Annotated in this window: 19 protein-coding genes; 12 read left to right on the plus strand and 7 right to left on the minus strand. The window is 73.5% G+C overall.

The features are described from left to right. Positions 1-64: 64 nt before the first annotated feature. The 8 genes from ACH4K4_RS19130 to ACH4K4_RS19165 all read left to right on the plus strand — a co-directional run bounded on the left by ACH4K4_RS19130 (position 65) and on the right by ACH4K4_RS19165 (position 7,899). Complete coding sequence (locus ACH4K4_RS19130) at positions 65-1,360, plus strand: sensor histidine kinase (RefSeq protein WP_398168576.1); 1,296 nt, start codon at positions 65-67, stop codon at positions 1,358-1,360. Further along, positions 1,324-1,971 carry a LuxR C-terminal-related transcriptional regulator gene (locus ACH4K4_RS19135; protein ID WP_398168578.1) on the plus strand — a complete coding sequence of 216 codons (648 nt, stop codon included), beginning with the start codon at positions 1,324-1,326 and terminating at the stop codon, positions 1,969-1,971. Before ACH4K4_RS19130 ends, ACH4K4_RS19135 begins: the two co-directional genes overlap by 37 nt. A 100-nt stretch (positions 1,972-2,071) precedes the next feature. Beyond that, on the plus strand, positions 2,072-2,323 hold the full coding sequence (locus tag ACH4K4_RS19140; RefSeq protein WP_398168579.1) for a DUF397 domain-containing protein: 252 nt from the start codon (positions 2,072-2,074) through the stop codon (positions 2,321-2,323). Positions 2,324-2,386: 63 nt separating this feature from the next. Next, entirely contained in the window at positions 2,387-4,390 is a 2,004-nt protein-coding gene (locus ACH4K4_RS19145) for a hypothetical protein (protein WP_398168581.1), read from the plus strand. Between the two features lie 74 nt (positions 4,391-4,464). Beyond that, positions 4,465-5,394, plus strand: coding sequence for a metal-dependent hydrolase (locus ACH4K4_RS19150; RefSeq protein WP_398168583.1), 930 nt, complete (start codon positions 4,465-4,467; stop codon positions 5,392-5,394). Position 5,395: 1 nt separating this feature from the next. Then, positions 5,396-6,493, plus strand: coding sequence for a PDR/VanB family oxidoreductase (locus ACH4K4_RS19155; RefSeq protein WP_398168585.1), 1,098 nt, complete (start codon positions 5,396-5,398; stop codon positions 6,491-6,493). A 74-nt stretch (positions 6,494-6,567) separates the two neighbouring features. Next, a complete protein-coding gene (locus tag ACH4K4_RS19160; protein WP_398168586.1) occupies positions 6,568-7,284 on the plus strand; it encodes a TetR/AcrR family transcriptional regulator in 717 nt (238 codons plus the stop codon). A gap of 84 nt (positions 7,285-7,368) precedes the next feature. Then, positions 7,369-7,899, plus strand: coding sequence for a GNAT family N-acetyltransferase (locus tag ACH4K4_RS19165; protein ID WP_398168587.1), 531 nt, complete (start codon positions 7,369-7,371; stop codon positions 7,897-7,899). A 320-nt stretch (positions 7,900-8,219) separates the two neighbouring features. Here ACH4K4_RS19165 and pulA read toward each other — a convergent pair whose 3' ends face one another. The 3 genes from pulA to ACH4K4_RS19180 form a co-directional block, all read right to left on the minus strand. Beyond that, positions 8,220-10,847 (minus strand): pullulanase-type alpha-1,6-glucosidase, encoded by a 2,628-nt coding sequence (pulA, locus tag ACH4K4_RS19170; RefSeq protein ID WP_398168588.1) that lies wholly within the window; start codon positions 10,845-10,847, stop codon positions 8,220-8,222. Positions 10,848-10,888: 41 nt separating this feature from the next. Then, a complete protein-coding gene (locus tag ACH4K4_RS19175) occupies positions 10,889-12,301 on the minus strand; it encodes an alpha-amylase family protein (RefSeq protein ID WP_398168589.1) in 1,413 nt (470 codons plus the stop codon). A 182-nt stretch (positions 12,302-12,483) separates the two neighbouring features. Beyond that, positions 12,484-12,900 (minus strand): hypothetical protein, encoded by a 417-nt coding sequence (locus tag ACH4K4_RS19180; RefSeq protein ID WP_398168590.1) that lies wholly within the window; start codon positions 12,898-12,900, stop codon positions 12,484-12,486. A gap of 289 nt (positions 12,901-13,189) precedes the next feature. Between ACH4K4_RS19180 and ACH4K4_RS19185 the strand changes: the two genes are divergently transcribed. After that, on the plus strand, positions 13,190-15,937 hold the full coding sequence (locus ACH4K4_RS19185; RefSeq protein WP_398168592.1) for a BTAD domain-containing putative transcriptional regulator: 2,748 nt from the start codon (positions 13,190-13,192) through the stop codon (positions 15,935-15,937). Positions 15,938-15,941: 4 nt separating this feature from the next. On the opposite strand, the gene ACH4K4_RS19190 is transcribed toward ACH4K4_RS19185, so the two are convergent. Continuing rightward, on the minus strand, positions 15,942-16,424 hold the full coding sequence (locus ACH4K4_RS19190) for an ATP-binding protein (protein WP_398168594.1): 483 nt from the start codon (positions 16,422-16,424) through the stop codon (positions 15,942-15,944). A gap of 147 nt (positions 16,425-16,571) precedes the next feature. On the opposite strand from ACH4K4_RS19190, the gene ACH4K4_RS19195 reads away from it, so the two are divergent. The 3 genes from ACH4K4_RS19195 to ACH4K4_RS19205 all read left to right on the plus strand — a co-directional run bounded on the left by ACH4K4_RS19195 (position 16,572) and on the right by ACH4K4_RS19205 (position 18,227). Continuing rightward, entirely contained in the window at positions 16,572-17,402 is an 831-nt protein-coding gene (locus ACH4K4_RS19195; protein WP_398168596.1) for a Scr1 family TA system antitoxin-like transcriptional regulator, read from the plus strand. Next, positions 17,399-17,590, plus strand: a complete 192-nt coding sequence (locus ACH4K4_RS19200) for a DUF397 domain-containing protein (protein ID WP_398168597.1) — start codon at positions 17,399-17,401, stop codon at positions 17,588-17,590. The genes ACH4K4_RS19195 and ACH4K4_RS19200 overlap by 4 nt, the downstream gene beginning before the upstream one ends. Positions 17,591-17,672: 82 nt before the next feature. Further along, positions 17,673-18,227, plus strand: coding sequence for an EF-hand domain-containing protein (locus ACH4K4_RS19205; RefSeq protein ID WP_398168599.1), 555 nt, complete (start codon positions 17,673-17,675; stop codon positions 18,225-18,227). An 11-nt stretch (positions 18,228-18,238) separates the two neighbouring features. Here ACH4K4_RS19205 and ACH4K4_RS19210 read toward each other — a convergent pair whose 3' ends face one another. The 3 genes from ACH4K4_RS19210 to ACH4K4_RS19220 are packed head-to-tail and all read right to left on the minus strand — an operon-like array spanning position 18,239 to position 21,626. After that, entirely contained in the window at positions 18,239-18,904 is a 666-nt protein-coding gene (locus ACH4K4_RS19210) for a 1,4-alpha-glucan branching protein (RefSeq protein ID WP_398168601.1), read from the minus strand. A gap of 32 nt (positions 18,905-18,936) precedes the next feature. Further along, entirely contained in the window at positions 18,937-20,022 is a 1,086-nt protein-coding gene (locus ACH4K4_RS19215; RefSeq protein WP_398168602.1) for a LacI family DNA-binding transcriptional regulator, read from the minus strand. Continuing rightward, on the minus strand, positions 20,019-21,626 hold the full coding sequence (locus ACH4K4_RS19220; RefSeq protein WP_398168603.1) for a glycoside hydrolase family 13 protein: 1,608 nt from the start codon (positions 21,624-21,626) through the stop codon (positions 20,019-20,021). Before ACH4K4_RS19220 ends, ACH4K4_RS19215 begins: the two co-directional genes overlap by 4 nt.

Genomic DNA, 21,626 nt, shown 5'->3' on the forward strand with positions numbered 1-21,626 from the left:
TCTCCACGCGGCAGACTGTTCCCGTGCCCGACGTCCGGGCGCGTGAAGCGCAGGGAGCGTACGGATGAGGGTCCGCCGAACACTGGTAGCCGCGGCGCGTGGGTTCGCGCTCGCCCTCGTGACTCTCGCGGGGTCGGTCCTGCTCTTCTCGTTCACGGCCGTCTCGCTCGCGCTGCTGCCCGTGGGGCTGGGGTTCCTGGCCCTCCCGCTCGTGGTCCCCCTGACCCGCCGCTACGCCGACCTGCGGCGGGCGCTGGCGCGGGACTGGGCCGGTATCCGCATACCGGCGGGCTACCGGCCCCTGCCCGCACCGCACCGCGGCCTGCCCGGCCAGGTGCAGCGCTGCCTGCACCTGCTCCGCGACCCGGCCACCTGGCGGGAGCTGCTGTGGCTGCTGGTGGACATCGCCGCGGGGTTCTTGACGGCGCTGCTGCCCGCCGTGGTGATCGCGTTCGGCGTCGAGGGCTTCGTCTACCCGGTGCTGATCTGGTCCGGCGTGGACGCGTCCGAGACGCTCCGGTACGGGTTCCTCGCCGCCTCGGATCCGGTGGCCGTGTTCTTCATGCCGGTGCTGGGCGCCCTGGTGCTCGCGGCCTCCGTCTACAACGAACGGCTGCTGGCGCTGCACTTCCGGCTCTGTGCGGTCTTCCTCGCCCCGTCGAAGAACCAGCTGGCCGCCCGGGTGGAGCGGCTGACCGAGACCCGGCACGACGCGGTGGACGCCTCGGCCGCCGAACTGCGCCGCATCGAGCGGGACCTGCACGACGGCGCGCAGGCCCGGCTGGTCGCGGTGGGCATGGACCTGGGCACGATCGAGGCGCTGATCGAGCGGGACCCGGCCAAGGCCAAGGAGCTGGTCGCGCGGGCCCGTACGTCCTCGGCCGAGGCCCTGACCGAACTGCGGGACCTGGTGCGCGGCATCCACCCGCCGGTGCTGGCCGAACGCGGCCTCGCCGACGCCGTACGGGCGCTGGCGCTGCGCATGCCGCTGCCGGTCGAGGTGACGGGCCGGCTGCCCGGCCGGTTGGCGGCGCCGGTGGAATCGGCGGCGTACTTCGCCGTGAGCGAGCTGCTCGCCAACACCGCCAAGCACGCGGGGGCCGCGCGGGCGTGGGTGGACCTGGAGTACGCGGACGGGCGGCTGCGGATCAGCGTCGGCGACGACGGCCGGGGCGGCGCGGTGCTGCTCCCCTCGCCCTCCCCCACGCCGGACGGTTCCGGCTCCGGCCTGCACGGTCTCGAACGCCGGCTCGGTACATTCGACGGCATCTTGGCCGTCAGCAGCCCGGCAGGCGGTCCGACCCTGGCCACGCTGGAGATCCCGTGCGCGTTGTGCTCGCCGAAGACCTCTTCCTCCTGAGAGACGGTCTGATACGGATGCTGGAGGCGTTCGACTTCGAGATCGCCGCCGCCGTCGACAACGGCCCCGACCTGGCACGGGCACTGGCGGACGAGCGGCCGGACGTCGCGGTGGTCGACGTGCGGCTGCCGCCTTCCTTCACGGACGAGGGCCTCCAGTGCGCGCTGGCCGCCCGCCGCGAACGGCCCGGCCTGCCGGTGCTCGTGCTCTCCCAGCACGTGGAGCAGCTGTACGCGCGCGAGTTGCTGGCGGACGGCACCGGCGGCGTCGGCTACCTCCTCAAGGACCGGGTCTTCGACGCCGGGCAGTTCGTCGACGCGGTCCGCCGCGTGGCCGCCGGCGGCACGGCCATGGACCCGCAGGTGATCTCGCAGCTCCTGTCCCGGCGTTCCCAGGACCGGCCGCTGGCCCGGCTGACGGCGCGCGAGACCGAAGTGCTGGAGCTGATGGCCGAGGGCCGCTCCAACACGGCCATCGCCGCCAAGCTCGTCATCACCGAACGCGCCGTCGCCAAGCACACCTCGAACATCTTCGGGAAGCTGGCCCTGCCGCCGTCCGACGACGACAACCGCCGGGTCCTGGCGGTCCTGGCGTACCTGGACCAGGGCTGATCTTTGCACCTTGCACCATGGCTGGTAGGCCGCCCGGCCACCGCGTACGCTGACGATCCGTACGCAGACCCGTACGGAACGCGAGCGAGGAGTTCACCGTATGAGTGCCGCAGCTGACAAGGAGTGGCTCTACGCCCTCGACATCTCCGACGCCACCTGGCAGCGCGCCCCCGGCGAGTCCGAGGAGGCCGTGGAGATCGCCTTCCTGGAGCAGGGGGCGGTGGCGATGCGGAACTCCAAGGAGCCGGACGTGGTGCTGCGGTACACCGAGGCGGAGTGGCGCGCGTTCGTCCTGGGCGCGCGGGACGGCGAGTTCGACCTCGACCGCAAGCCGGTGGGCCCGGAGCAGTAAGCGGTCCGGGCCGCGGGGGCGCGGGGCGGGTGACCGTCCCAGGATTCACTCGTTTCACGGAACGTGGAGCAGCAGCAGGCAACAGCCCCCCGCCCGGACGGCCGCCGCACCGGCGCCGGTGACGACCCGGCCGCCTTCGTCGGCGTCGAGCAGGCCGAGGCGGCCCTCGTCGAGCACTATCCGCGACTGGTGCGCCTCGCCTACCTGGTGCTGCCGCCGACGCTGGGGCGCAACCGGCGCGTGGTGACGGCGCATGCGGTCGTCCAGCGCGCGCTGCCGCGTCGGCGCGCCCGCGTGCAGGCTCCCGTCCTGCCGGCCCAGCGCCGCCCCGGGCAGCCGGTCACCACCCCCGGTTACGCGTTCGTACGGCTGCGGGTGCTGCGCGCGGCCCTCGCCGCCGAACGGCCGCGGGTGCGGCTCCCCGTGGTGCGCCGCGACGTACCGCTGCCGCCGCTGCCCCCGCTGCTTCCGCAGGTCTGGGGGCTGCGGCTGTTCCCGCACTCCGGCGGCGCCGACGAACTCGCGCTGGACCGGACGCTGTCGGCGCTGCCGGGACCGGCCCGCGCGGCGTTCGTGCTGCGCGACCTGGAAGGGCTGGGCGACGCGGACGTGCGGGCGGTCCTGGAGGCCGCCGGGGCCGAGGACGCCGAGGACGCGCTCGCGGCGGCGGCCGGGACGGCGCCGCCCGCCGGCAGCCGGGACCGGTCGGTGCTGGAATCCCCCGAGTTCGACCCCTGCTCGCTCCAGGCCAGGCCCACCGATCTGGTGCGCCGCCGCCGGCACGCCCGGGCGGCGCTGGCGGCGGGTGCGGCGGTGCTGGCCTGCGGCGCGCTGCTGGGTCTGCCGGGCGGCGGTTGGGGTCCCGACGGCGCGGCGGCTCCCCCGTACGCCGAGAACGCGGCCGCGCGGGCCGCCCTGGACCCCTACCGGGTCACGGCAGCCGCCACCGGAGCGTGGCGGACCGCGGTGCGGCGGGACTTCGCCGCGTGGCCCGCTCGCGGCAACCGCACGCAGGACCGGGACCTGCTCCGGCGCGCGCTGGCCGTGTGGGCGAGGCCGGGCCCGGACGTACAGGTGTCGGCGACGCCGGGCACCGCCAAGGGCCCCGCGGCCGGCCCGCCGCAGCTGCTGTACGCGGGTGTGGTGGACCGTGCCGCCGTGGTGCTGCTGTACGACGGGCTGCGCGTGGTGCGCTATGCGGAACCGGCGGACGGTTCGGGCGCCGAGCAGGACAGCGGGCCCCGCGCGGCACTGGACTTCGCCCGTACCGACGGCGCGGAGGACGGGTCGGCCGCGGCCCTGGTCCTCGGCCGTTCGGACGGCAACGTCCGCTACCTCACGGCCCCGTGGGTCCGGGACGCCGAGCTGGCCGACCTGCTGAAGCCCGCCGGCGCGGCCCGGCCGCTGCCCATCGGCGAGGACGGTTCGACCGGCCCGGTACCGTCCCCGGCCCGGACCACGGACTGCACCTCCTGGCAGGCCCTGCGGATGGGCGGCGGTCTCCTGACCGATCTGGGCGAACTGGTCCCGGCACGGCTGACGTACGGCCCTCCGGAGCAGCCCGGCGACCCGGCCGGGCCGCGGGCGCGTTCGGCCTGGGCGCGGACCGCGTGCCACCTGGGCACCCTGCGCGGCCAGGGCGTACGAGCGGTCAACGACTGGGAGTTCGCGCAGCAGCAGCTGCCCGCCGGCGGCGGCAGCGCTGCGTGGGTGTGCACCCGCGCCGACACCTGGCGGGGCGCCGGCAGCCGCACGTTCGCGCAGATCCAGACGCCGGCGGCGAGCGGCCGGCCGTACGAGCCGGGTGCCGTGGTGGCGCGCTCCGAAGGCGGTCCGGGGTGCGGCCCGCGCCATCCGCTGGCGCTGGCCGGGGTGCTGTGGAAGGCACCCGGCGGGCAGTGGTGGCTGGTGGCCGCGGGCAGCGGGCAGCTCGCGGAGATCACCGCGAGCGGCGGGGTGACGGGCCGGGCGGCGGGCTCGCAACTGGCCGTTCCCGCCAAGGCGGGCGCCCAGGTCGAGCTGTCGGGGCTGCTGGGGAACGGGGTCCCGGTGTCGGGGCTGGAGTAGTCCCCTGTGGCGGGTGGGAGAAATCCGCGTGCCGGGGCTGTTGCCGATCGCGTACCCGCCAGTACATTGACGCCATGTCTAATACGGCCTCGTTGCGGCCCCGGCCGGTCGCGTCCGAGCACACCCCGCTGAAGGCACGCAACGTCGCCTTCGACTGGGCGGACACCCCCCTGCACTGGATACCCGGCGACCCGGACAGCACCCACACCATCAACGTGCTGCACCTGCTGCTGCCCGCGGGCGAGCGCTGGTTCGTGCACGTCTACAAGCAGGTGCTGCCGCAGATCCGGGACGCACGGCTGCGCGAGGACGTGATCGGGTTCATCGGCCAGGAGGCGATGCACTCCCGGGCGCACGACGACGTCCTGCCACACCTCAAGCGGCTCGGCCTGGACCCGGCCCCGTACACCGCGCAGGTCGACTGGCTCTTCGAAAAGCTGCTCGGCGACCGCACCCTGCCGCCGGGCCGGGCGCGCCGGTGGTGGCTGATGGAGCGCGTCGCGATCATCGCCGCGATCGAGCACTACACGGCCTTTCTCGGCGACTGGGTGCTCAACGCCCGGGCGCTGGACGCCCGGGGCGCCGACCCGACGATGCTGGACCTGCTGCGCTGGCACGGCGCCGAGGAGGTCGAGCACCGCTCGGTCGCCTTCGACCTGTTCATGCACGTCGACGGCGGATACCGGCGGCGGGTGCGGACCTGGGCCACCGCCTTCTCCGCGCTCGTCTTCCTCTGGCAGCGCGGCGCCCGCTACTTCATGGAGAACGACCCCTCGCTCCCGGACGGCAAGGCCAGCTTCAGGGAGTTCTTCCGCGCGGGCCGGCAGGGCGTACTGCCCGCCCCCGGCGCCATGGCCCGCTCCATCCCCCAGTACCTGAGCCGCACCTATCACCCCTCGCGCTACGGCAGTACCGAGCAGGCCGCCGCCTATCTCGCCGGATCACCGGCCGCGACCGCCGCCGAGGCTCACCCGACGAAGGCCCACCCGACAGGAGCCGCCTGAGATGCCGACCCTCCCCCGGATACGTACGGTCCTGATCACCGCGGCGGCCGCGCTGGCTGTCCGAAGGGCCCTGCGGCACCGCGTCCGGCGATCGCCGCTGTGGCCGCTGCCCGCGCTGGAGAACCCCACGTCGGGCCGGGGCCCGCACCGCTCGGGCGGCCCCCTGCGACTGCTGGTCGCGGAGCGCGCGGAGGAGGCCGAGGGCGTCGTACGGCTGCGCCTGGAGGGCGACGGGCTGCCGGGCTGGGAGCCGGGCGCACACGTGGACGTGGTGCTCCCGTCGGGCGCCGTACGCCAGTACTCGCTGTGCGGCGACCCGGCCGACACCGGCTCGTACACCATCGCGACGCGGCTGATCGCGGACGGCCGGGGCGGCTCGCGGGAGGTGCACGAGCAGCTGCGCGAGGGCACCGCCGTCGAGGTGCGCGGGCCGCGCAACCGCTTCCGGCTGGAGGAGTGCCACGCCTACCTGTTCATCGCGGGCGGCATCGGCATCACGCCGATCCTGCCGATGCTGCGGCAGGCCGAGTCCGAGGGTGTGCCGTGGCGGCTGGTGTACGGCGGGCGGTCGCGCGCCTCGATGCCGTTCCTGGAGGAGATCGAGAAGCTGGCGGGCGCGGCTTCGGACCGGGTGACGGTGGTCGCCGAGGACGAGGACGGGCTGCCCGACCTGGCGGGCGCGCTCGCCGACGCCCCGCCGCACGCCGCGGTCTACTGCTGCGGCCCCGACCCCCTGATGGACGCCGTCGCCGGGCTGCTGCCGCAGGGGGCGCGCGGGCTGACCCTCCACACCGAGCGGTTCGCGCCCGCCGCCGCGCCGCCCGCGGGCGGGAACACGGAGTTCGAGGTGGAACTGCGGCGCACCGGCCGTACGGTCACCGTCCCGGCGGACGGCAGCGTTCTGCGCGCCATCCGCGAGCAGGCGCTGCCCGACCTGCCGTACTCCTGTGAGCAGGGCTTCTGCGGCACCTGCCAGCAGCGGGTGCTCTCCGGCGAGGTGGACCACCGCGACGAACTGCTCACCGACGCCGAACGCGACGACTCCCTGCTGATCTGCGTCTCGCGGGCGCGGGGGGAACGGTTGGTGCTCGACCTCTGACGCCCTCCGGAGGCCGGTGTCCGATCTCCGGGCACCCGATTCCGCGGTGCGGCCCCGGTGGTTAGGGTGTGCGCATGACCAACGGGGCGCGCCGCAGGATGGGTGTCGAGCAACGACGTGAGCAGTTGATCGCCGTGGCGCTGGACCTGTTCAGCCACCGGTCGCCGGAAGAGGTCTCGATCGACGAGATCGCCGAGGCGGCGGGCATCTCGCGGCCGCTGGTCTACCACTACTTCCCCGGCAAGCAGAGCCTGTACGAGGCGGCGCTGCGCCGGGCGGCCGACGAGCTGGCCGCCCGCTTCGTGGAACCGCACGAGGGCCCGCTCGGTGCCCGTCTGCTCCGCGTGATGGAACGGTTCTTCGACTTCGTCGAGGAACACGGCCCCGGCTTCTCCGCGCTGATGCGCGGCGGCCCTTCCGTCGGCGCCATGGAAGCCGCGGGGTCGGGCCGGACGAGCGCGATGATCGACGGGGTGCGCCAGGCGGCGTACGAGCAGATCCTCGCCCACCTCGGCGTACAGGGCCCGGCTCCGCGCATGGAACTGGTGGTCCGCTCCTGGATCTCGCTCGCCGAGACGACGGCGCTGATCTGGCTCGACAGCCGTGCCATCCCGCGCGGCGAGCTGGAACGCCAGCTGGTGCACGACTTCGCGGCGCTGGCCGCGGTGAGCGCCGCGTACGACGAGGGCATGGCCGGCGTCCTGGCCCGCGTGCTCGCCGATGAGCCGTCCGACGGCCCGTTCGGCGACCTGCTGACCCGGCTGATGGCGCTGGCGCCCCAGCCGTTGTGACGCGCGGGGTGACGCGCGCGGGGCGGCCCGGGCGGTGTGCGACGGACGAGCCCGTTCCGGCCCGCCTCGGGCACAATCCCGCGCATGGACATGATCACCTTCCGGCTCGCCGAGGACACCGAAGCCGACGTGGCCGCCCTCGTCGCGCTCTACGACGGCGCCGCCCGCTGGATGCAGGGCCGCGGAATCGACCAGTGGACGCCCGGCGAGCGCGACGCGGAGCACTTCCGGCTGCGGATCAAGCAGGACGAGGTGTGGTTCGCCGAGGTGGCCGGGGCGGTCGCCGGCGCATGGGAACTGTGGTGGGAGGACCTGCCCGCGTGGGGCCGGCAGCCGCCCGTCGCGGGCTATCTGCACCGCCTGATGACCGACCGCCGCCTGGCCCCCGCGGGCACGGGGCGCGCGATGCTGGCCCGCGCGGAGCAGCGGATCGCCGAGGCGGGCCGCGAACTGAGCCGCCTGGACTGCAAGACGAGCAACCCGCACCTGCGCCCGTATTACGAGAGTGCCGGCTACCGGGTCGTCGGCGAGCAGCCCCACAAGGCGGGCCCGGACGGCAGCAACTACGGCGTCACGCTGCTGGAGAAGCGGGTGGGCGGGGCCGGCCGGCCGTGAACGGGCCGGGGCGGACATCCGGCGCAAGCCGGGGGCGCGCGGAGGTGTGCCGCGCAACCGGCGGCGCCGAACGGCCCTTTGTCCGACGCTTCCGGGGCTTTCGGACAACTCTCCTGCACCGCACAGTGGTACCACCGGGGGCCTGACAGCGAGGGATCACGGGGGCCATGGAGTCCGCCACGGCGGACGGATGGGGGAACCATGGGAGATCCACGGGGGACGTCGGGTCCGCGGAGCCGCCAACGGCGGACGGGCCGTCCATGGGCGGGCGGCCCATGGACGGCCCCACCAGGCGCTGCGGGGCTCGGCCGCACCGGTGTCTAGCGCGCGGCGAACACGGCGACGGTACGCGCCGGTACGGCGAACTTCCCCGTCCGCTTCTCGTACGACGCCGACTTCACGACCGGATCGGCGCCGCGCGCCTGGACGCGGTGCAGCGCGTACCGCTTGCCCGCCAGCGACGGGATGTGCTGGAGCTGCCGCTGCGGCGTGGCGTTGAAGACCACGGCCAGCTTGCCCAGAAGCATGGTCACGACACCCGGTGTCTCGCCCTTGCCCGACAGCGGGAAGGACAGGGCGGCCTGTACGGCGCCGGTGCTGGTCAGGCCGAAGGACGGTTCGGTGGCGTGGATGCGGAGCAGGTCGCGGTAGGCGGCGGAGGCGGCGGTGATCTGCGCGCATCCGGGACGCAGCGCGGGGTCGGCGAGCAGGGGGCGGGCGTACGGCCATGCGGCCTTGTTGTCGGCGGCGGGCGGCAGGCCGCGCCCGAAGCCGTTGCCGTCCCGGCAGTCCCAGTGCAGGGCGTTGAACCAGTCGCCGCTGTCGAAGGAGTTGCGGTCCAGGGACTTGGAGCGGAGCAGGTCCGTACCCGCCTGGGAGAGGGCCGGCCCCTGGGAGAGCGCGGTGGTGGCCATGGCGAGGACCTGCATACGGGCGCGGTCGGCGGCGGATGTGCCCTGCGGGAGCTTGTAGGCGAGGGCGTCGTACAGCGTCTCGTTGTCGTGGGCATCGGCGTACGCGAGGGCGTCGCCGGGTGCGCCCGCGTACCCGGCGGGCGCGCCGTTGTAGTCGACCTGCGAGCCCTTGACCGTACGGCCGGAGGAGTCCGTGAAGGTGTAGTCGGCGAGGTTGCCGGTGAGGCCGACCTTGAGCAGGTCCTGGTAGTGGAGCAGACGCGCGCGCTGTTGGGCCTGGGTGCCGTTGGCGGGCGAGGGGTTGGGGTCCGTGTAGAGGCCGGAGGCGAAGCCCTGGACGCGCGGGTCCTGGTCGAAGGGCCCGCCGCCGCGTACCGCGTCGCGTGAGCGGTCGTTGAAGGTGGCGATCCCGGTGCCCGCCATGTTGCGCTGTGTGGCCTGTACGAAGCGTGCGTCGTCCGCGACCTCGCCGAAGTTCCAGCCTTCCCCGTAGAGGACGATCGCCTTGCCGTCCACGCCGTCCTTGGCGACGGTCAGGGCGTCCAGTGCCTTGCGCACGGCGAGGATGTTGGCCTTGGGGTGGTGTCCCATCAGGTCGAACCGGAAGCCGTCGATCTTGTACTGACGGGCCCAGGTGACGATCGAGTCGACGACGAGCCGCCCCATCATCATGTGCTCGGGCGCGGTGTTCGCGCAGCAGGTGGACGTGGCCACGGAGCCGTCGTCCAGCAGCCGGTGGTAGTAGCCGGGCACGATGCGGTCCAGGACGGAGAGCGCGTCCTGCCCGCTGGCGGCGGTGTGGTTGTAGACGACGTCCATGACGGTGCGCAGTCCGGCCCCGTTCAGGCCCTGCACCATGCGGCGGAATTCGACGGTCCGGGCGCGCGGCGAGTCCGGGTCCGAGGCGTACGAGCCCTCCGGCACGGTGTAGTGGAACGGGTCGTACCCCCAGTTGTAGGCGTCGCGGGCAGCCGTCTTGCCGACGCATTCCTGCTGCCGCTCGGAGTCCGCGGGCAGCGCGGCCAGGTCGCAGCCCGGCCGCGCCTGGTCGGCGCGCCGCTCCGGGATGGTCGCGATGTCGAAGGCGGGAAGGAGGTGGACGTACGAGGTGCCCGCGTCCGCGAGGGACTTCAGGTGCCGCATGCCGTCCGACCTGCGGTCGGTGAACGCCAGGTACCGGCCGGGGTGGCGCGACGTGCGGTCCTCGACGGAGAAGTCCCGGATGTGCAGCTCCTGGATGCGGGCCCGGTTCAGCGGGACGGCCGCGGGCTTCTTGAGCTTGGCCCACCCCTTCGGCGCGAGACGCGGGTCGGCGAGGTCCAGGACGACGCTCCGCGCGGAGTCGGCGGTCAGGGCCGTCGCGTACGGGTCGGTGACCTTGTTCGTGACGAAGCGGCCGACGCCGGGCGCCCAGACGTCCACGACGTACCGGTACGGCTTGCCCGCCCAGCCACGCGTGCCCCGTGCCTGCCACACGCCGCTCGCGTCGTCCCGCCGCATCGGGACGGTCCGGCCGTCGAGTTCGAGCGCGACCGTGCGGGCGGTCGGCGCCCAGACGGAGAGCGTGGGGCGGCCGTGCCGGAAGACCGGCCCGAGCGGGACTTCGGCCGCGTTCGCGCCGTACAGGTCGTCCAGTACCCCGGGTATCTGCACGCCGGTGGTGACGCGCCGCCCGTCCGCGTCCGGCTGGACCGCGACCAGCCGGTCCCGCAGCGCGGCGCGGGCCGACCCGCGGTCGCGCGGGTCGACGGCGAATGCCGGGAAGTTCTTCAGGTGCGGGTACGCGGCCCGCTCGGCGGGGGTGAGGACCCCGGGCGTGAGCCGTATCCGCCGCCCGCCCTCCGCCCCGTACTCCAGGTGGGCGTCCGCGTGCCGGGCGCCCTTCCAGACCACGGTGTCGCGGTCGATCCACTGCGCCGCCGCCTCGGCGGGAGCCGGCGGCGGCTCGGCGGTCGCGGAGGGCGGGACGGGCAGGACCGCCGCGCACAGGGCCATGGCCACGGCTGCGACGGTACGGCGGAGGGTGCGCCTCACGTAAGGGCTCCTTCAGGACGTTCGGGGAAGCGGGGCCGGTGTCAGCCGCAGCTGCGGACGCCGACGTGCAGTGCCAGCGCCGTGTTCGGGGCGAGCGTCGCCGTGAAGCGCCCGTCCCCGCCCACCGTCACCGGCTTGCGGCCCTGTACGTCGCAGTACGTGCCGGCGGGCAGCGAGGTCTGGAAGGTGCGGCTCAGCGCGGTGCTCTCGTGGTTGACCACGGCGTAGCCCTTGTCGCCGCGTCCGAAGGCGATGGCGTCGTTGCCGTTGTCCCACCAGTTGGTGACGGCCGCGCCGTGGGTCGCGTTGCGGAAGCCGACCATGGCGCGGATCTCGGGCCAGTCGTGCTGGCACTTCCACCCGTCCTGCCAACAGGCGCGCACGGCACCCGCGTTGGGCGGCCCCGCGTCGTGGTCGCTGAACTCGTACCCGGAGTGAACGTCCGGCGCCCCGTACGGCCACGCCAGCATGAAGACGTTGGCGAGGGTGTAGTCCGCGCCGTTCTTGTAGCTGAGTGTCGTGCCGTTGCGCTCGGTGTCCCAGTTGTCGACGAAGACGCCGGACAAGCCGGAGGGCAGATACGCCCAGCCCTCCCCGAAGTTCTTCAGGTACGCCAGTTTCTCGTTCTGGAAGACGCGCTTCAGGTCCCGCCCGTACCGGAATTCCTGTACGTCGCCGTTGCCGAGGTACTCGGTGGGCGAAACCGCCTCGCCCTCCCCGTAGATCGCCTCCTGCTTCCAGTACACGGACGGGTTCGTCAACTGCCGCTTGATCGCGGCCAGGTCCTCCGCCGGCATGTGCTTGGCCGCGTCGATCCGGAACCCGTCCACGCCGAGCGACAGCAGGTCGTTGAGGTATGTGGCGATCCGGGACCGCACGTACGGCTCGGCGGTGTCCAGGTCGGCCAGGCCCACCAGTTCGCAGTGCTGTACGTTCCAGCGGTCGCGGTAGTCGGTGATCTGCGCGGTGCAGTCGTCCATGTCCGGGGAGCGGTAGACCCCCGGGTAGTCGTACTTCGTGTACGGCGACCCGCCCGTGCCCGTGCCCGATCCGGCCGACATGTGGTTGACCACCGCGTCGGCGACGACCTTCACGCCGGCCGCGTGGCAGACGTCCACCATGCTCTTGAAGGCCGCCCGGTCGCCGAGCCGCCCGGCGATCTTGTAGCTGACGGGCTGGTACGAGGTCCACCACTGGCCGCCCTGGATGTGCTCGGTGGCCGGTGACACCTCCACGTAGCCGTAGCCCGCGGGGCCCAGGACGTTCGCGCACTCGCGGGCGACCGAGTCGTAGCGCCACTCGAACAGTTCGGCGGTCACGTCTCTGGCCCCGGGCGGCGCCGCGTTCGCGGGCTGCGGCGGCGGCGCGAGGACGACCGCCGCCGCACCGGTCAGAAGGGCGAGGGCGGCGGCCACGGGTCTGCGTGCGGGCCGGCGCCGGCGGGTAGGGGTCATCGTGCCTCCTGAGGGGGTGGGAGGTGTTCGCCCGCTGTTCTATCCGCCGTGGTTGATTGTTGCAAGAGTTTGCGCAAGAGATTGCAACGGCGTTACGGCGGTCCCCACCACCAAAGCGCCGCGCCCGGCGGGGCGTACAGCCCTGAGGCCGCACGTCCCGCCGGGCGCGGGGGAATTCGGGACTACTTCGACCAGCCGGTCCACGTACCGCTCGCCAGGCGGTGGCGGTACCAGCGGTCGCCGTCGTTGCCGACCACGCCGATGGTGGGCGTCCATGTGCCGTTCCCGTCGACGCGCACGCCGCTGCGGGCCCCGCCGCCCAGGGACTGCCAGTTGCTCCAGGAGTTGCCGGAGCCCCAGCGGGTCCAGACGGCGAAGTCGCTGCCGATGATGAACACCTGCTTCGAGCCGTCCGGGAAGGTCGCCCAGGCCTCGCCGTACTCGCAGATGTAGTCGCCACCGAGGCCGGACACGTGGCAGTAGCCCGAAGCGGCCGGAGCGGCGGCCTGCGCCGGGGACGCCACGCCCGCCAGGGCGGCACCGGCCAGCAGGACGGTCGTCGCCGCGAGGGCGGGCTTGCGGAGGATGGAGAAGGACACGGGAACTCCTTGGCTGTTCGGTGCCGGGTGGAGTGCCGGGCGGCCCTCGCCGCCGCTCCCGTTCCGAGGCGGGAGCGACGGGCGGGCGGGCCGCTCGGCACACCACGAGACTGGCAGGCGCCGCGAAGGGTCCCCTAAGCGTCGGCTAACCGCGTTCCGATAGCGCGCGCTTGGGTGCCGGACGATTGGCCTGGTTTCCCCTCTTGACCCGATATCGATCAACATAAGCTCGTCCTGGGCCGTGGACCGATCAACACCGGCGCCGTGGGCCGACGAACGAGGGGTACGCATGGAGTTCCGGGTGCTGGGGCCGGTCACCGCCGTGACGGAGTACGGCAGACCCCTCCCGCTCGGCCCCGCCAAACGCCGCAGCCTCCTGGCCATGCTCCTGCTGAGCCCCAACTCGCCCGTCACCGTCGAGCGGCTGACCGAGGCCCTGTGGGACGGGGAACCTCCCCGGCACTTCCGCACCATGGTGCAGAGCCACGTCTCCGGGCTGCGCGCGGCGCTCGCCGAGCACCGGGCACCGGCACACGGCATCGAACTCGTCACGCAAGGGCGGGCGTACGCCCTGAAGGTCCCCGACGCCCTGGTGGACGCGCACCGCTTCGAGCACGGACTCCGGCTCGCCCGCGCACAGCGCGAACCGGCCGGGGCCGTACCGCTTCTCCGGGAGGCCCTCGCGCTCTGGCGGGGCCCCGCGCTCACCGGAACGCTCCCCCACCCGCCCCTCCAGAACGCCGCCCACGTCCTGGACGAGCTGCGGCTGACCGCCGTCGAAGAACTGGCCACCGCCCACGCGCTGGCCGGGGAGCACGCCGCCGCGGCAGCCGTCCTGCGGCCCGAGGCCGCCGCGAACCCGCTGCGGGAGTCCCTGGTCGCGGCGCTGGCACTGGCCCTGGGCCGGGCGGGCCGCCGCCCGGACGCGCTGGAACTGTTCCACCGCACCCGGCGGCTCCTCGCCGACCAGCTCGGCATCGATCCCGGAGCAGCGCTCGCCGGCGCGTACGCGGCCCTGCTGCGGGAGGACGCCCCGGAGCCCGCGCGGGTGCCGGTCGCCGTCGCCGCGCGCCCCGCGACGCGCCCACCCGCCGACGCCCCCGGCACACCGCCCCCGCCCGACCGCCCCTCCACCGCTCCTCACCTCCACCCGCCCGAACCCCAGTTGCTGCCCCGCCGCCCCCGGGGCTTCACCGGGCGCGAGGACGAACTGACGGCGCTCGACCGGGCCGCGTCCGACGCCCCGGACGCGATCGTCATGATCACCGGCAGCGCGGGCGTCGGAAAGACCGCGCTCGCCGTCCACTGGGCACACCGCCACCGCACGACCTTCCCCGACGGCCGGCTCTTCGCCGACCTGCACGGCTACAGCCCCCTGCCGGCCCGCGAGACCACCGACGTCCTGCGCGACTTCCTCCTCGTGCTCGGCGTCCCCACCGAGCGGATGCCCGGCACGCCCGACTCCCTCGCCGCCCGCTACCGCGAACTGACCACCGGCCGCCGCATGCTGGTCGTACTGGACAACGCCCGCGACGCCGACCAGATCCGCCCCCTGTTACCCGGCGGCGCTCACTGCCTCACCCTCGTCACCAGCCGCCACCGGCTCGCCGAACTCGTCGCCTCGGACGCCGCCCGCCCCGTCCCCCTCGCCGAACTCCCCGCCGCGCAGTGCGCCGAACTGCTCGCCGCGGTCCTCGGCCGCGCAGCGGTCGACGCCGAACCCGAGTCCGCCGCCCGGCTCGCCGGCCTGTGCGGCGGCCTCCCCCTGGCCCTGCGCGTGGCCGCCGCCCGGCTCGCCACCCGCCCGCACCGGGGCCTGGCCGCCTTCGCGGACGAACTCGCCGACGAGCACACCCGGCTCGACCTGCTCAACGCCGGCAGCATCGGGGTCGCCGCCGCCCTCGGCCTCACCGTCCAGCACCTGCCCGTACCGGCCCGGCAGCTGTTCCACCGGCTCGGCCCGCACACCGGCGCCACGCTCGACGCCCCCACGGCCGCCGCGCTGGCGGGCTGCCTGCCCAGCCAGGCGGCCACCGCACTGGACCAACTCGCCGCCGCCCAGCTCGTCGTCGAGACCGCGCCCCAGTCGTACGTCCTGCACGACCTCGTACGGCTCTACGCCCGCAGCCTGTCCCCCGGGTACGACCCCGAGGCGCTGCTGCGCCTGCTCGACCACTGGCTGCAAACGCTCGTCGCGGCCGTCGCCGCCGCCGAGCCCGTGAGCGAGCCGTGCTGCGACCTGCCCCGCGACCTCCGGCGCGCCGCCTCCGTCAGGAAGTTCGGCGACCGCACCAGCGCGCTCGCCTGGTTCTCCGCCGAACGGGACACCCTGCGCGGAGCGGTCGAAGCGGCCGTCGCCGCCGAACTGCACGACCGGGCCTGGCGCCTCGTACTCCTCCAATGGCCCCTCATCCTGTGGCAGGTACGCGACGGATGGGAGCCGCTGCTCAGACAGGGGCTCGCCGCCGCGGTACGGGACGAGAACCCCGGCGCCCAGTCCCGCGCCCGCGCCCTGCTCGGCTGGGTACTGTCCGAGGAGGGAAAGCACGACCAAGCACTCGCCGAACTCGAACACGCCCCCGCCCTCGCCGCGTCGGCCGGCGACCCGGCCGGAGAGGCGACCGCGCTCCTCAACCTCGCCGCCGCCCTGATCCAGCGCGGCGACCGCCGCCGCCCCCACGGCCTCCTCCTGCGGGCCCTGGCCCTCGCCGAAGAACTCCGCGCCACCGAGACGGTGGCCCTGGCACACCTGCACCTGACACGGCACCTGCTCTCCGTCGGCGCCCCCGAGGCGGCCGCCGGTCACGCCGTACGCGGCCTGGCCCTGACCGCCCCGCCCTACCCCGCCCCGCGCCGCGTGCTCCTGCGGACGCTGTACGGCGAGGCGCTGGCCGCGTCGGGCCGCGCGGGCGAGGCCGTACGACAGCTCCGCGACGCGGCCGAGGAGGCCCGCGAGCACGCGTACGAGGCCGGGGAGACGGCGGCACGGGCGGCACTGGCGGCCGTGCCGGCCACGGGGCACGGAACGTGCCGGTGATGCGCTAGACGTGGGTACCCGGCACGAGGTCCAGCTCCGCGCGCACGGTCTTGCCGACCGACGCCCGGTCGAGGACCGCCCACCGGGTGGCGAGCGCCGCCACGACGACCAGGCCGCGCCCGCCCTCCTCGTCGCCCCGCGCCGCCGCGACCGCCTCCGGCCCCGGCGGCCGCCGCTCGCTCCGCGTGTCCGTCACGTCGATCCGCAACGTCCCGCTCCGCGCGAGCCCACCGACAACCGCGAGCCGCAACTCGAAGTCCCGCCCGGGCACGCGGCCGTGCGTCACGGCGTTCGCCGCCAATTCCCCGACCACCGCCCCGACGTCATCGGAGAACGAGGTCCCATAAGGAAACCCCCAAGCATCGAGCCGATGCACGGCCAGATGCCGCGCGAGACGTGCGCCCAGCCGCGTACTGCTGAAGCGCTGGGTGAACACACGTACGGTGACGGGGGGCTGGGGCGGAGTGGGGGTTAGTTGGGCTTGCATGGGCACCACGGTCGCGGTTGGACGGTGGGGTGACCAGGGTTTCCACCCGTACGGAAAGTCAGCGTACGGGCACATGGAGTGGACAGTACGGGTAACAGACCGTGACCATGGCCCAGTTGTGCGCTTAGACACCGGAGGTGCCGGACCATGACAGGTAGCACGGGCAGCAACGAGCCGGAATGCACGGACAGCCTCAAGAGCTTCGGTGCCGTGGCCAAGGTCTTCCGAGAACGGGCCGGGCTGACGCAGGAGGAACTGTCCCCGCTGGTGCGGTTCTCCCCGCAGACCGTCGCGTCCATCGAACAAGGCCGCAGGCTCCCACCGCCGGAGTTCGTCGAGCGGGCGGAGGGGGTGTTGGACGCGTTCGGGGTACTGCGCGCTGCGGCGAAGCACTTGGCCCGTCGGCCTGGGCTGGCAGCGTGGTTCAGGCAGTGGGCAGCCTTGGAGGAACGGGCGATCAACCTGTACACATACGAATGCCGCATGGTCCCGGGCCTCCTGCAGACCGAGGCCTACGCACGCAGCCTGTTCCACAGCCTGGTGCCCCCGCTGGCTGACGAACAGGTCGAGATCCAGCTCAAGGCGCGGCTGGAACGCCAACGTCTACTCCGGGAGAGGCCGAACACCACGTTCAGCTTCATCCTTGAAGAGTCGCTGTTCCTTAGGCGCACCGGCGGCGCGGACGTCACCCGGGAGCTCATCGGACATGTGTTGGAGTGCGCGACTCTGCGGAATCTGGAGATTCAGGTCATGCCGTTGGTGCAGGAGGATCATGCCGGGCTCGGTGGGCCCATGCAACTACTGGAGACCCCAGACAACCAGTGGTTCGGCTACTCCGAGGGACAGCGCACTGGCCACCTGATCTCGGATACCAAGGAAGTCAGCGTGCTGCAAAGGCGGTATGCCAGGATGCGATCGCAGGCCCTTACGCTGGAAAAATCCGTGAGCCTGCTGGAGCGGATCCGAGGAGCGCTATGAGCACCACTGAACTGTCCTGGCACAAGTCCAGCTACAGCAGCGGCGACGGCGACAGCTGCGTTGAAATCGCCACCAGCCCCTCTGCCGTCCACATCCGCGACTCCAAGGACAGGCAAGGGCCTAGGCTCATCATCCCGGCGGACGCCTGGAACGCCTTCCTCTCCTACGCCACCCGGCACGCAACCTGACCCGATCCGTCGTTGACCGCCGTCCCCGGCGGCAGTTGCATGGGGCGTGGTCGTGATGTGGCGTCTAGGGACGGTGGGGTCGATGGCGTACGACGCCCTTGAGCGCAAGTTCAGCATTCTCTTCGACTGGTTCGACCAGACCGACGACGGTTGGTTGACCAGCGAGGACTTCGAGCGGATGGCCGGGCTGTTCACGGCGGTGGCGCGGCCCGGGGACCAGGCGAACAGGACCGCGCTGCGGGCGGCGTTCGTACGGTGGTGGGACGTGTTGCGTGACGCCGGCGGTGTGGACGCCGAGGGGCGGGTGGGGCGTCAGGCGTTCATCGACCTGATGCGCTCGCACGTCACCGACCCGAAGACCTTCGAGCACGTCGTGCTGCAGATCGTCGACGCGCTCATGCGGGCCCTGGACACCGACGGCAACGGCAGGCTCACCGCCGACGAGTACGTACGGATGTACGACGCGCTGGGCATCGACCCGGCGACCTCGACTCCCGCCTTCCACCGGCTGGACCGGGACGGCGACGGCGCCGTCAGCCACGCGGAGTTCCGTACGGCCATCGAGGAGTTCTACCTGAGCCCCAACCCGGAGGCCCCCGGCAACTGGCTGCTCGGGTCGCCGCTCGCGCCGAGCTAGCGGCCGCGGCGTCAGGCGGACGGGGCCGGTTCGTGCACCGTCACGAAGACGCCGCGTGCCTTCCGCCCCGACGGCTGCTCGGTCCAGGTGGCGCTGACGTGGCCCAGCGCCGGCACGGCGGCCTCGGCGCCCTCGGTCAGGACGCGGCGTACGCGCAGGATGAGCGGCCGGGTGGACCGGATGAGGATGTCGCTCGCGTCGGCGCTCTGGTCCACCGCTTCCGGTCCTGGTACCGCCCCGTGGCCGGTCTCCGTGAAGTGCGGGAGGACGGTGGGGTCGAGGGTGTCGCTTTGGCTCTGGGCGTGCGCCTCGGCCTCGCCGGTGAGGAGGGCGAAGAGCTGGGTCACCAGGACCGGGTCGTGGGTGCCGTCGTAGGCCCAGCGCTTGCCGAGTACGCCGTGCTCCAGGGTGCCGACGAGGGCGTGGTCGGCGCCGGGCAGCGGTGCGCCCCGGTAGGTGAGCGGCACGTGGTAGCGGACCGGCTCGGGTCCGGAGGTGTCGGTGGCCACCATGAACTCCATGCCGACCTCGCCCTCGGGGTCGTCGAGGCGGAAGCCGCCCGCCTTGGCGAGGTCCGGCGCGGACCCGTCGCCCGCGTACCAGGGCTGGGCGGGGAGCCAGGCGGCGAGCAGCTCCAGCTTGGTGGGCGAGAGGGTGGTGTTGTGGATGATGGCCATGGTCCGGCACCTTCCCCTTGTGGTTGGTGGGGCTAGAGGGTTTCGGGGGCATCCTGCCACCGGGCCGTCGATCCCCGCACCACCAGCTCCGGTTGGAAGACGAACTCCGTGTGCCGGTCCGGCGGGCGGTCGCCGTCCGCGCGGGCGCGGATCTCTTCGATCAGCGCGTCCACGGCCGCCGAGGCCATCGCCCGTACCGGCTGGCGCACGGTCGTCAGCGGCGGGTCGGTGAAGGCGATGAGCTGGGAGTCGTCGAAGCCGACGACGGAGACCTGGGCCGGCACGCCGAGGCCGCGTTGGCGCGCTGCCCGTACGACGCCGAGCGCCATCAGGTCGCTGCCGCAGACGACCGCCGTGCAGCCCGCGTCCAGCAGGGACACGGCCGCCGCGTGGCCGCCTTCGACTCCGAAGAGGGTGTGGCGTACGAGGCGTTCGGCCTGCCCCCACCGCAGGCCGAACGCCTCCGTGAGGGCCGCGGTGAAGCCTTCGGCCTTGCGGCGCGAGGGTACGTAGCGGGCCGGGCCGACGGCCAGGCCGATGGTGCGGTGGCCGAGTTCGGCGAGGTGGCGTACGGCCATGCGGGCCGCGGCCCGGTCGTCGGGGGAGACGAACGGCGCGGCGATGTCCTCGTGGTAGCCGTTGATGAGGACGTACGGGACGCCACGGCCGGTGAGGCGGGCGTAGCGGGTGGGGTCGGTGGTGCTGTCGGAGTGGAGGCCGGAGAGGAAGATGATGCCGGTGACGCCGCGGTCCTCCAGTTGCTCGACGAGCTCGTCTTCCGTGGCGCCGCCGGGGAGCTGGGTGCACAGGACCGGGGTGTAGCCGTGGCCCGCGAGAGCTTGTTCGATGAGCTGGGCGAAGGCCGGGAAGATCGGGTTGGTCAGTTCCGGGACGATCAGGCCGACCAGCCCTGCGCTGGTGCGGCGCAGGCGTACGGGGCGCTCGCCACCGAGGAGGTCGAGGGCGGCCAGGACCCGCTGCCGGGTGCCGCGGGCCACGCCCGCCTTGCCATTGAGCACCCGGCTGACGGTCGCCTCGCTGACCCGGGCCTGCGCGGCGATGTGGGCCAGGCGGGGGCCGTTGCCCCCGCCCGGCGGCACGTCGGGTCGGTCGGTCACGCTTCCCACCACACGGCGGAGTCCGCCGGGAGGGCCGGTTCGTCGTCGATGGTGAGGAGGTCGGCGGAGGACAGCAGCGGCCGCCAGGCCGGCCCGGCGTGGGCGCTTACCGGTTCCGATGTCGTGTTGACCGTGCAGACGAAGCCGCCGGGGCGGCGGAACGCCAGCACGCCTTCGGGCGCGTCCAGCCACTCGACCCCGTCGCCCGCGCCCAGGGCGGGGTGGGTTCGGCGCAGCTTGAGCGCGGCGCGGTACAGCTCCAGCATGGAGGCCGGGTCGCCGGTCTGGGCGGCGACGCTGAGGTGTGCCCACTCCGGCGGCTGCGGCAGCCAGCTGCCGCCCGTGCCGAAGCCGTACGGGGCCGTGTCGCCGGACCACGGGATGGGGACGCGGCAGCCGTCGCGCAGGCCGTCCTGGCCGTCGCCGCGGAAGAAGGCCGGGTCCTGGCGGACCTCGTCGGGCAGGTCGGTGACCTCGGGGAGGCCCAGTTCCTCGCCCTGGTAGACGTAGGCGGAGCCGGGCAGCGCGAGCATGAGGAGGGCGGCGGCGCGGGCGCGGCGGGCGTCGCCGCCGAGGCGGGTGGCGTGCCGGACCACGTCGTGGTTGGAGAGGACCCAGGTGGTGGGCGCGCCCACCGGGCGCATCGCGTCGAGGGAGGCGTCGATGACGGCGCGGAGTGCGGCCGCGTCCCAGCCGGTGTTGAGGTAGTGGAAGTTGAAGGCCTGGTGCAGTTCGTCGGGGCGGAGGTAGAGGGCGGTGCGGTCGGCGCTGGGGGTCCAGGCTTCCGCGACGCCGATGCGGTCGCCCGCGTACTCGTCGAGGACGCGGCGCCAGGAGCGGTAGATCTCGTGGACGCCGTCCTGGTCGAAGAAGGGCAGGACCTGGTTGCCGAGCAGTTTGAGCTGGTCGGTGCGGCCCATGTCGGGCAGGCCCGGCGCCTTGACGAGGCCGTGGGCGACGTCGATGCGGAAGCCGTCCACGCCGAGGTCGAGCCAGAAGCGCAGGATGGAGCGGAACTCGTCCTGTACGGCGGGGTGTTCCCAGTTGAAGTCGGGCTGTTCGGGGGCGAAGAGGTGCAGGTACCACTCGCCGTCGGCGACGCGGGTCCAGGCGGGGCCGCCGAAGACGGATTCCCAGTCGTTGGGCGGGAGTTCGCCGTTCTCGCCGCGGCCCTTGCGGAAGTGGAAGCGGTCGCGGAGCGTCGAGCCGGGGCCTTCTTCCAGCGCCTGCCGGAACCAGGCGTGCCGGTCGGAGCAGTGGTTGGGAACGACGTCGACGATGACGCGCAGGCCCAGGGCGTGGGCGCCGCGGATGACCGCTTCGGCGTCGGCGAGGGTGCCGAAGGCCGGGTCGATGACGCGGTAGTCGGCGACGTCGTACCCGGCGTCGGCCTGCGGGGAGGAGTAGAAGGGGCTGAGCCAGACGGCGTCGACGCCCAGGTCCCTGAGGTAGGGCAGGCGGCTGCGGATGCCGGGGAGGTCGCCCATGCCGTCGCCGTTGCCGTCGGCGAAGCTGCGCGGGTAGACCTGGTAGATCACCGCGTCGCGCCACCACTGGGTGGCACCGGGCGCGGTCGCTCCGGTGGCGTTGTGCTGGGTGGTCAT

Source organism: Streptomyces sp. NPDC017529, from assembly GCF_044329785.1.
In the GTDB taxonomy this organism is placed as follows: domain Bacteria; phylum Actinomycetota; class Actinomycetes; order Streptomycetales; family Streptomycetaceae; genus Streptomyces.

Coding starts and splice junctions, on each gene's coding strand:
- ACH4K4_RS19130 (WP_398168576.1), top strand. CDS start 65: ATGAGGGTCCGCCGAACACTGGTAGCCGCGGCGCGTGGGTTCGCGCTC.
- ACH4K4_RS19140 (WP_398168579.1), top strand. CDS start 2,072: ATGAGTGCCGCAGCTGACAAGGAGTGGCTCTACGCCCTCGACATCTCC.
- ACH4K4_RS19150 (WP_398168583.1), top strand. CDS start 4,465: ATGTCTAATACGGCCTCGTTGCGGCCCCGGCCGGTCGCGTCCGAGCAC.
- ACH4K4_RS19155 (WP_398168585.1), top strand. CDS start 5,396: ATGCCGACCCTCCCCCGGATACGTACGGTCCTGATCACCGCGGCGGCC.
- ACH4K4_RS19160 (WP_398168586.1), top strand. CDS start 6,568: ATGACCAACGGGGCGCGCCGCAGGATGGGTGTCGAGCAACGACGTGAG.
- ACH4K4_RS19165 (WP_398168587.1), top strand. CDS start 7,369: ATGGACATGATCACCTTCCGGCTCGCCGAGGACACCGAAGCCGACGTG.
- ACH4K4_RS19175 (WP_398168589.1), bottom strand. CDS start 12,301: ATGACCCCTACCCGCCGGCGCCGGCCCGCACGCAGACCCGTGGCCGCC.
- ACH4K4_RS19185 (WP_398168592.1), top strand. CDS start 13,190: ATGGAGTTCCGGGTGCTGGGGCCGGTCACCGCCGTGACGGAGTACGGC.
- ACH4K4_RS19190 (WP_398168594.1), bottom strand. CDS start 16,424: ATGCAAGCCCAACTAACCCCCACTCCGCCCCAGCCCCCCGTCACCGTA.
- ACH4K4_RS19195 (WP_398168596.1), top strand. CDS start 16,572: ATGACAGGTAGCACGGGCAGCAACGAGCCGGAATGCACGGACAGCCTC.
- ACH4K4_RS19200 (WP_398168597.1), top strand. CDS start 17,399: ATGAGCACCACTGAACTGTCCTGGCACAAGTCCAGCTACAGCAGCGGC.
- ACH4K4_RS19205 (WP_398168599.1), top strand. CDS start 17,673: ATGGCGTACGACGCCCTTGAGCGCAAGTTCAGCATTCTCTTCGACTGG.
- ACH4K4_RS19210 (WP_398168601.1), bottom strand. CDS start 18,904: ATGGCCATCATCCACAACACCACCCTCTCGCCCACCAAGCTGGAGCTG.
- ACH4K4_RS19220 (WP_398168603.1), bottom strand. CDS start 21,626: ATGACCACCCAGCACAACGCCACCGGAGCGACCGCGCCCGGTGCCACC.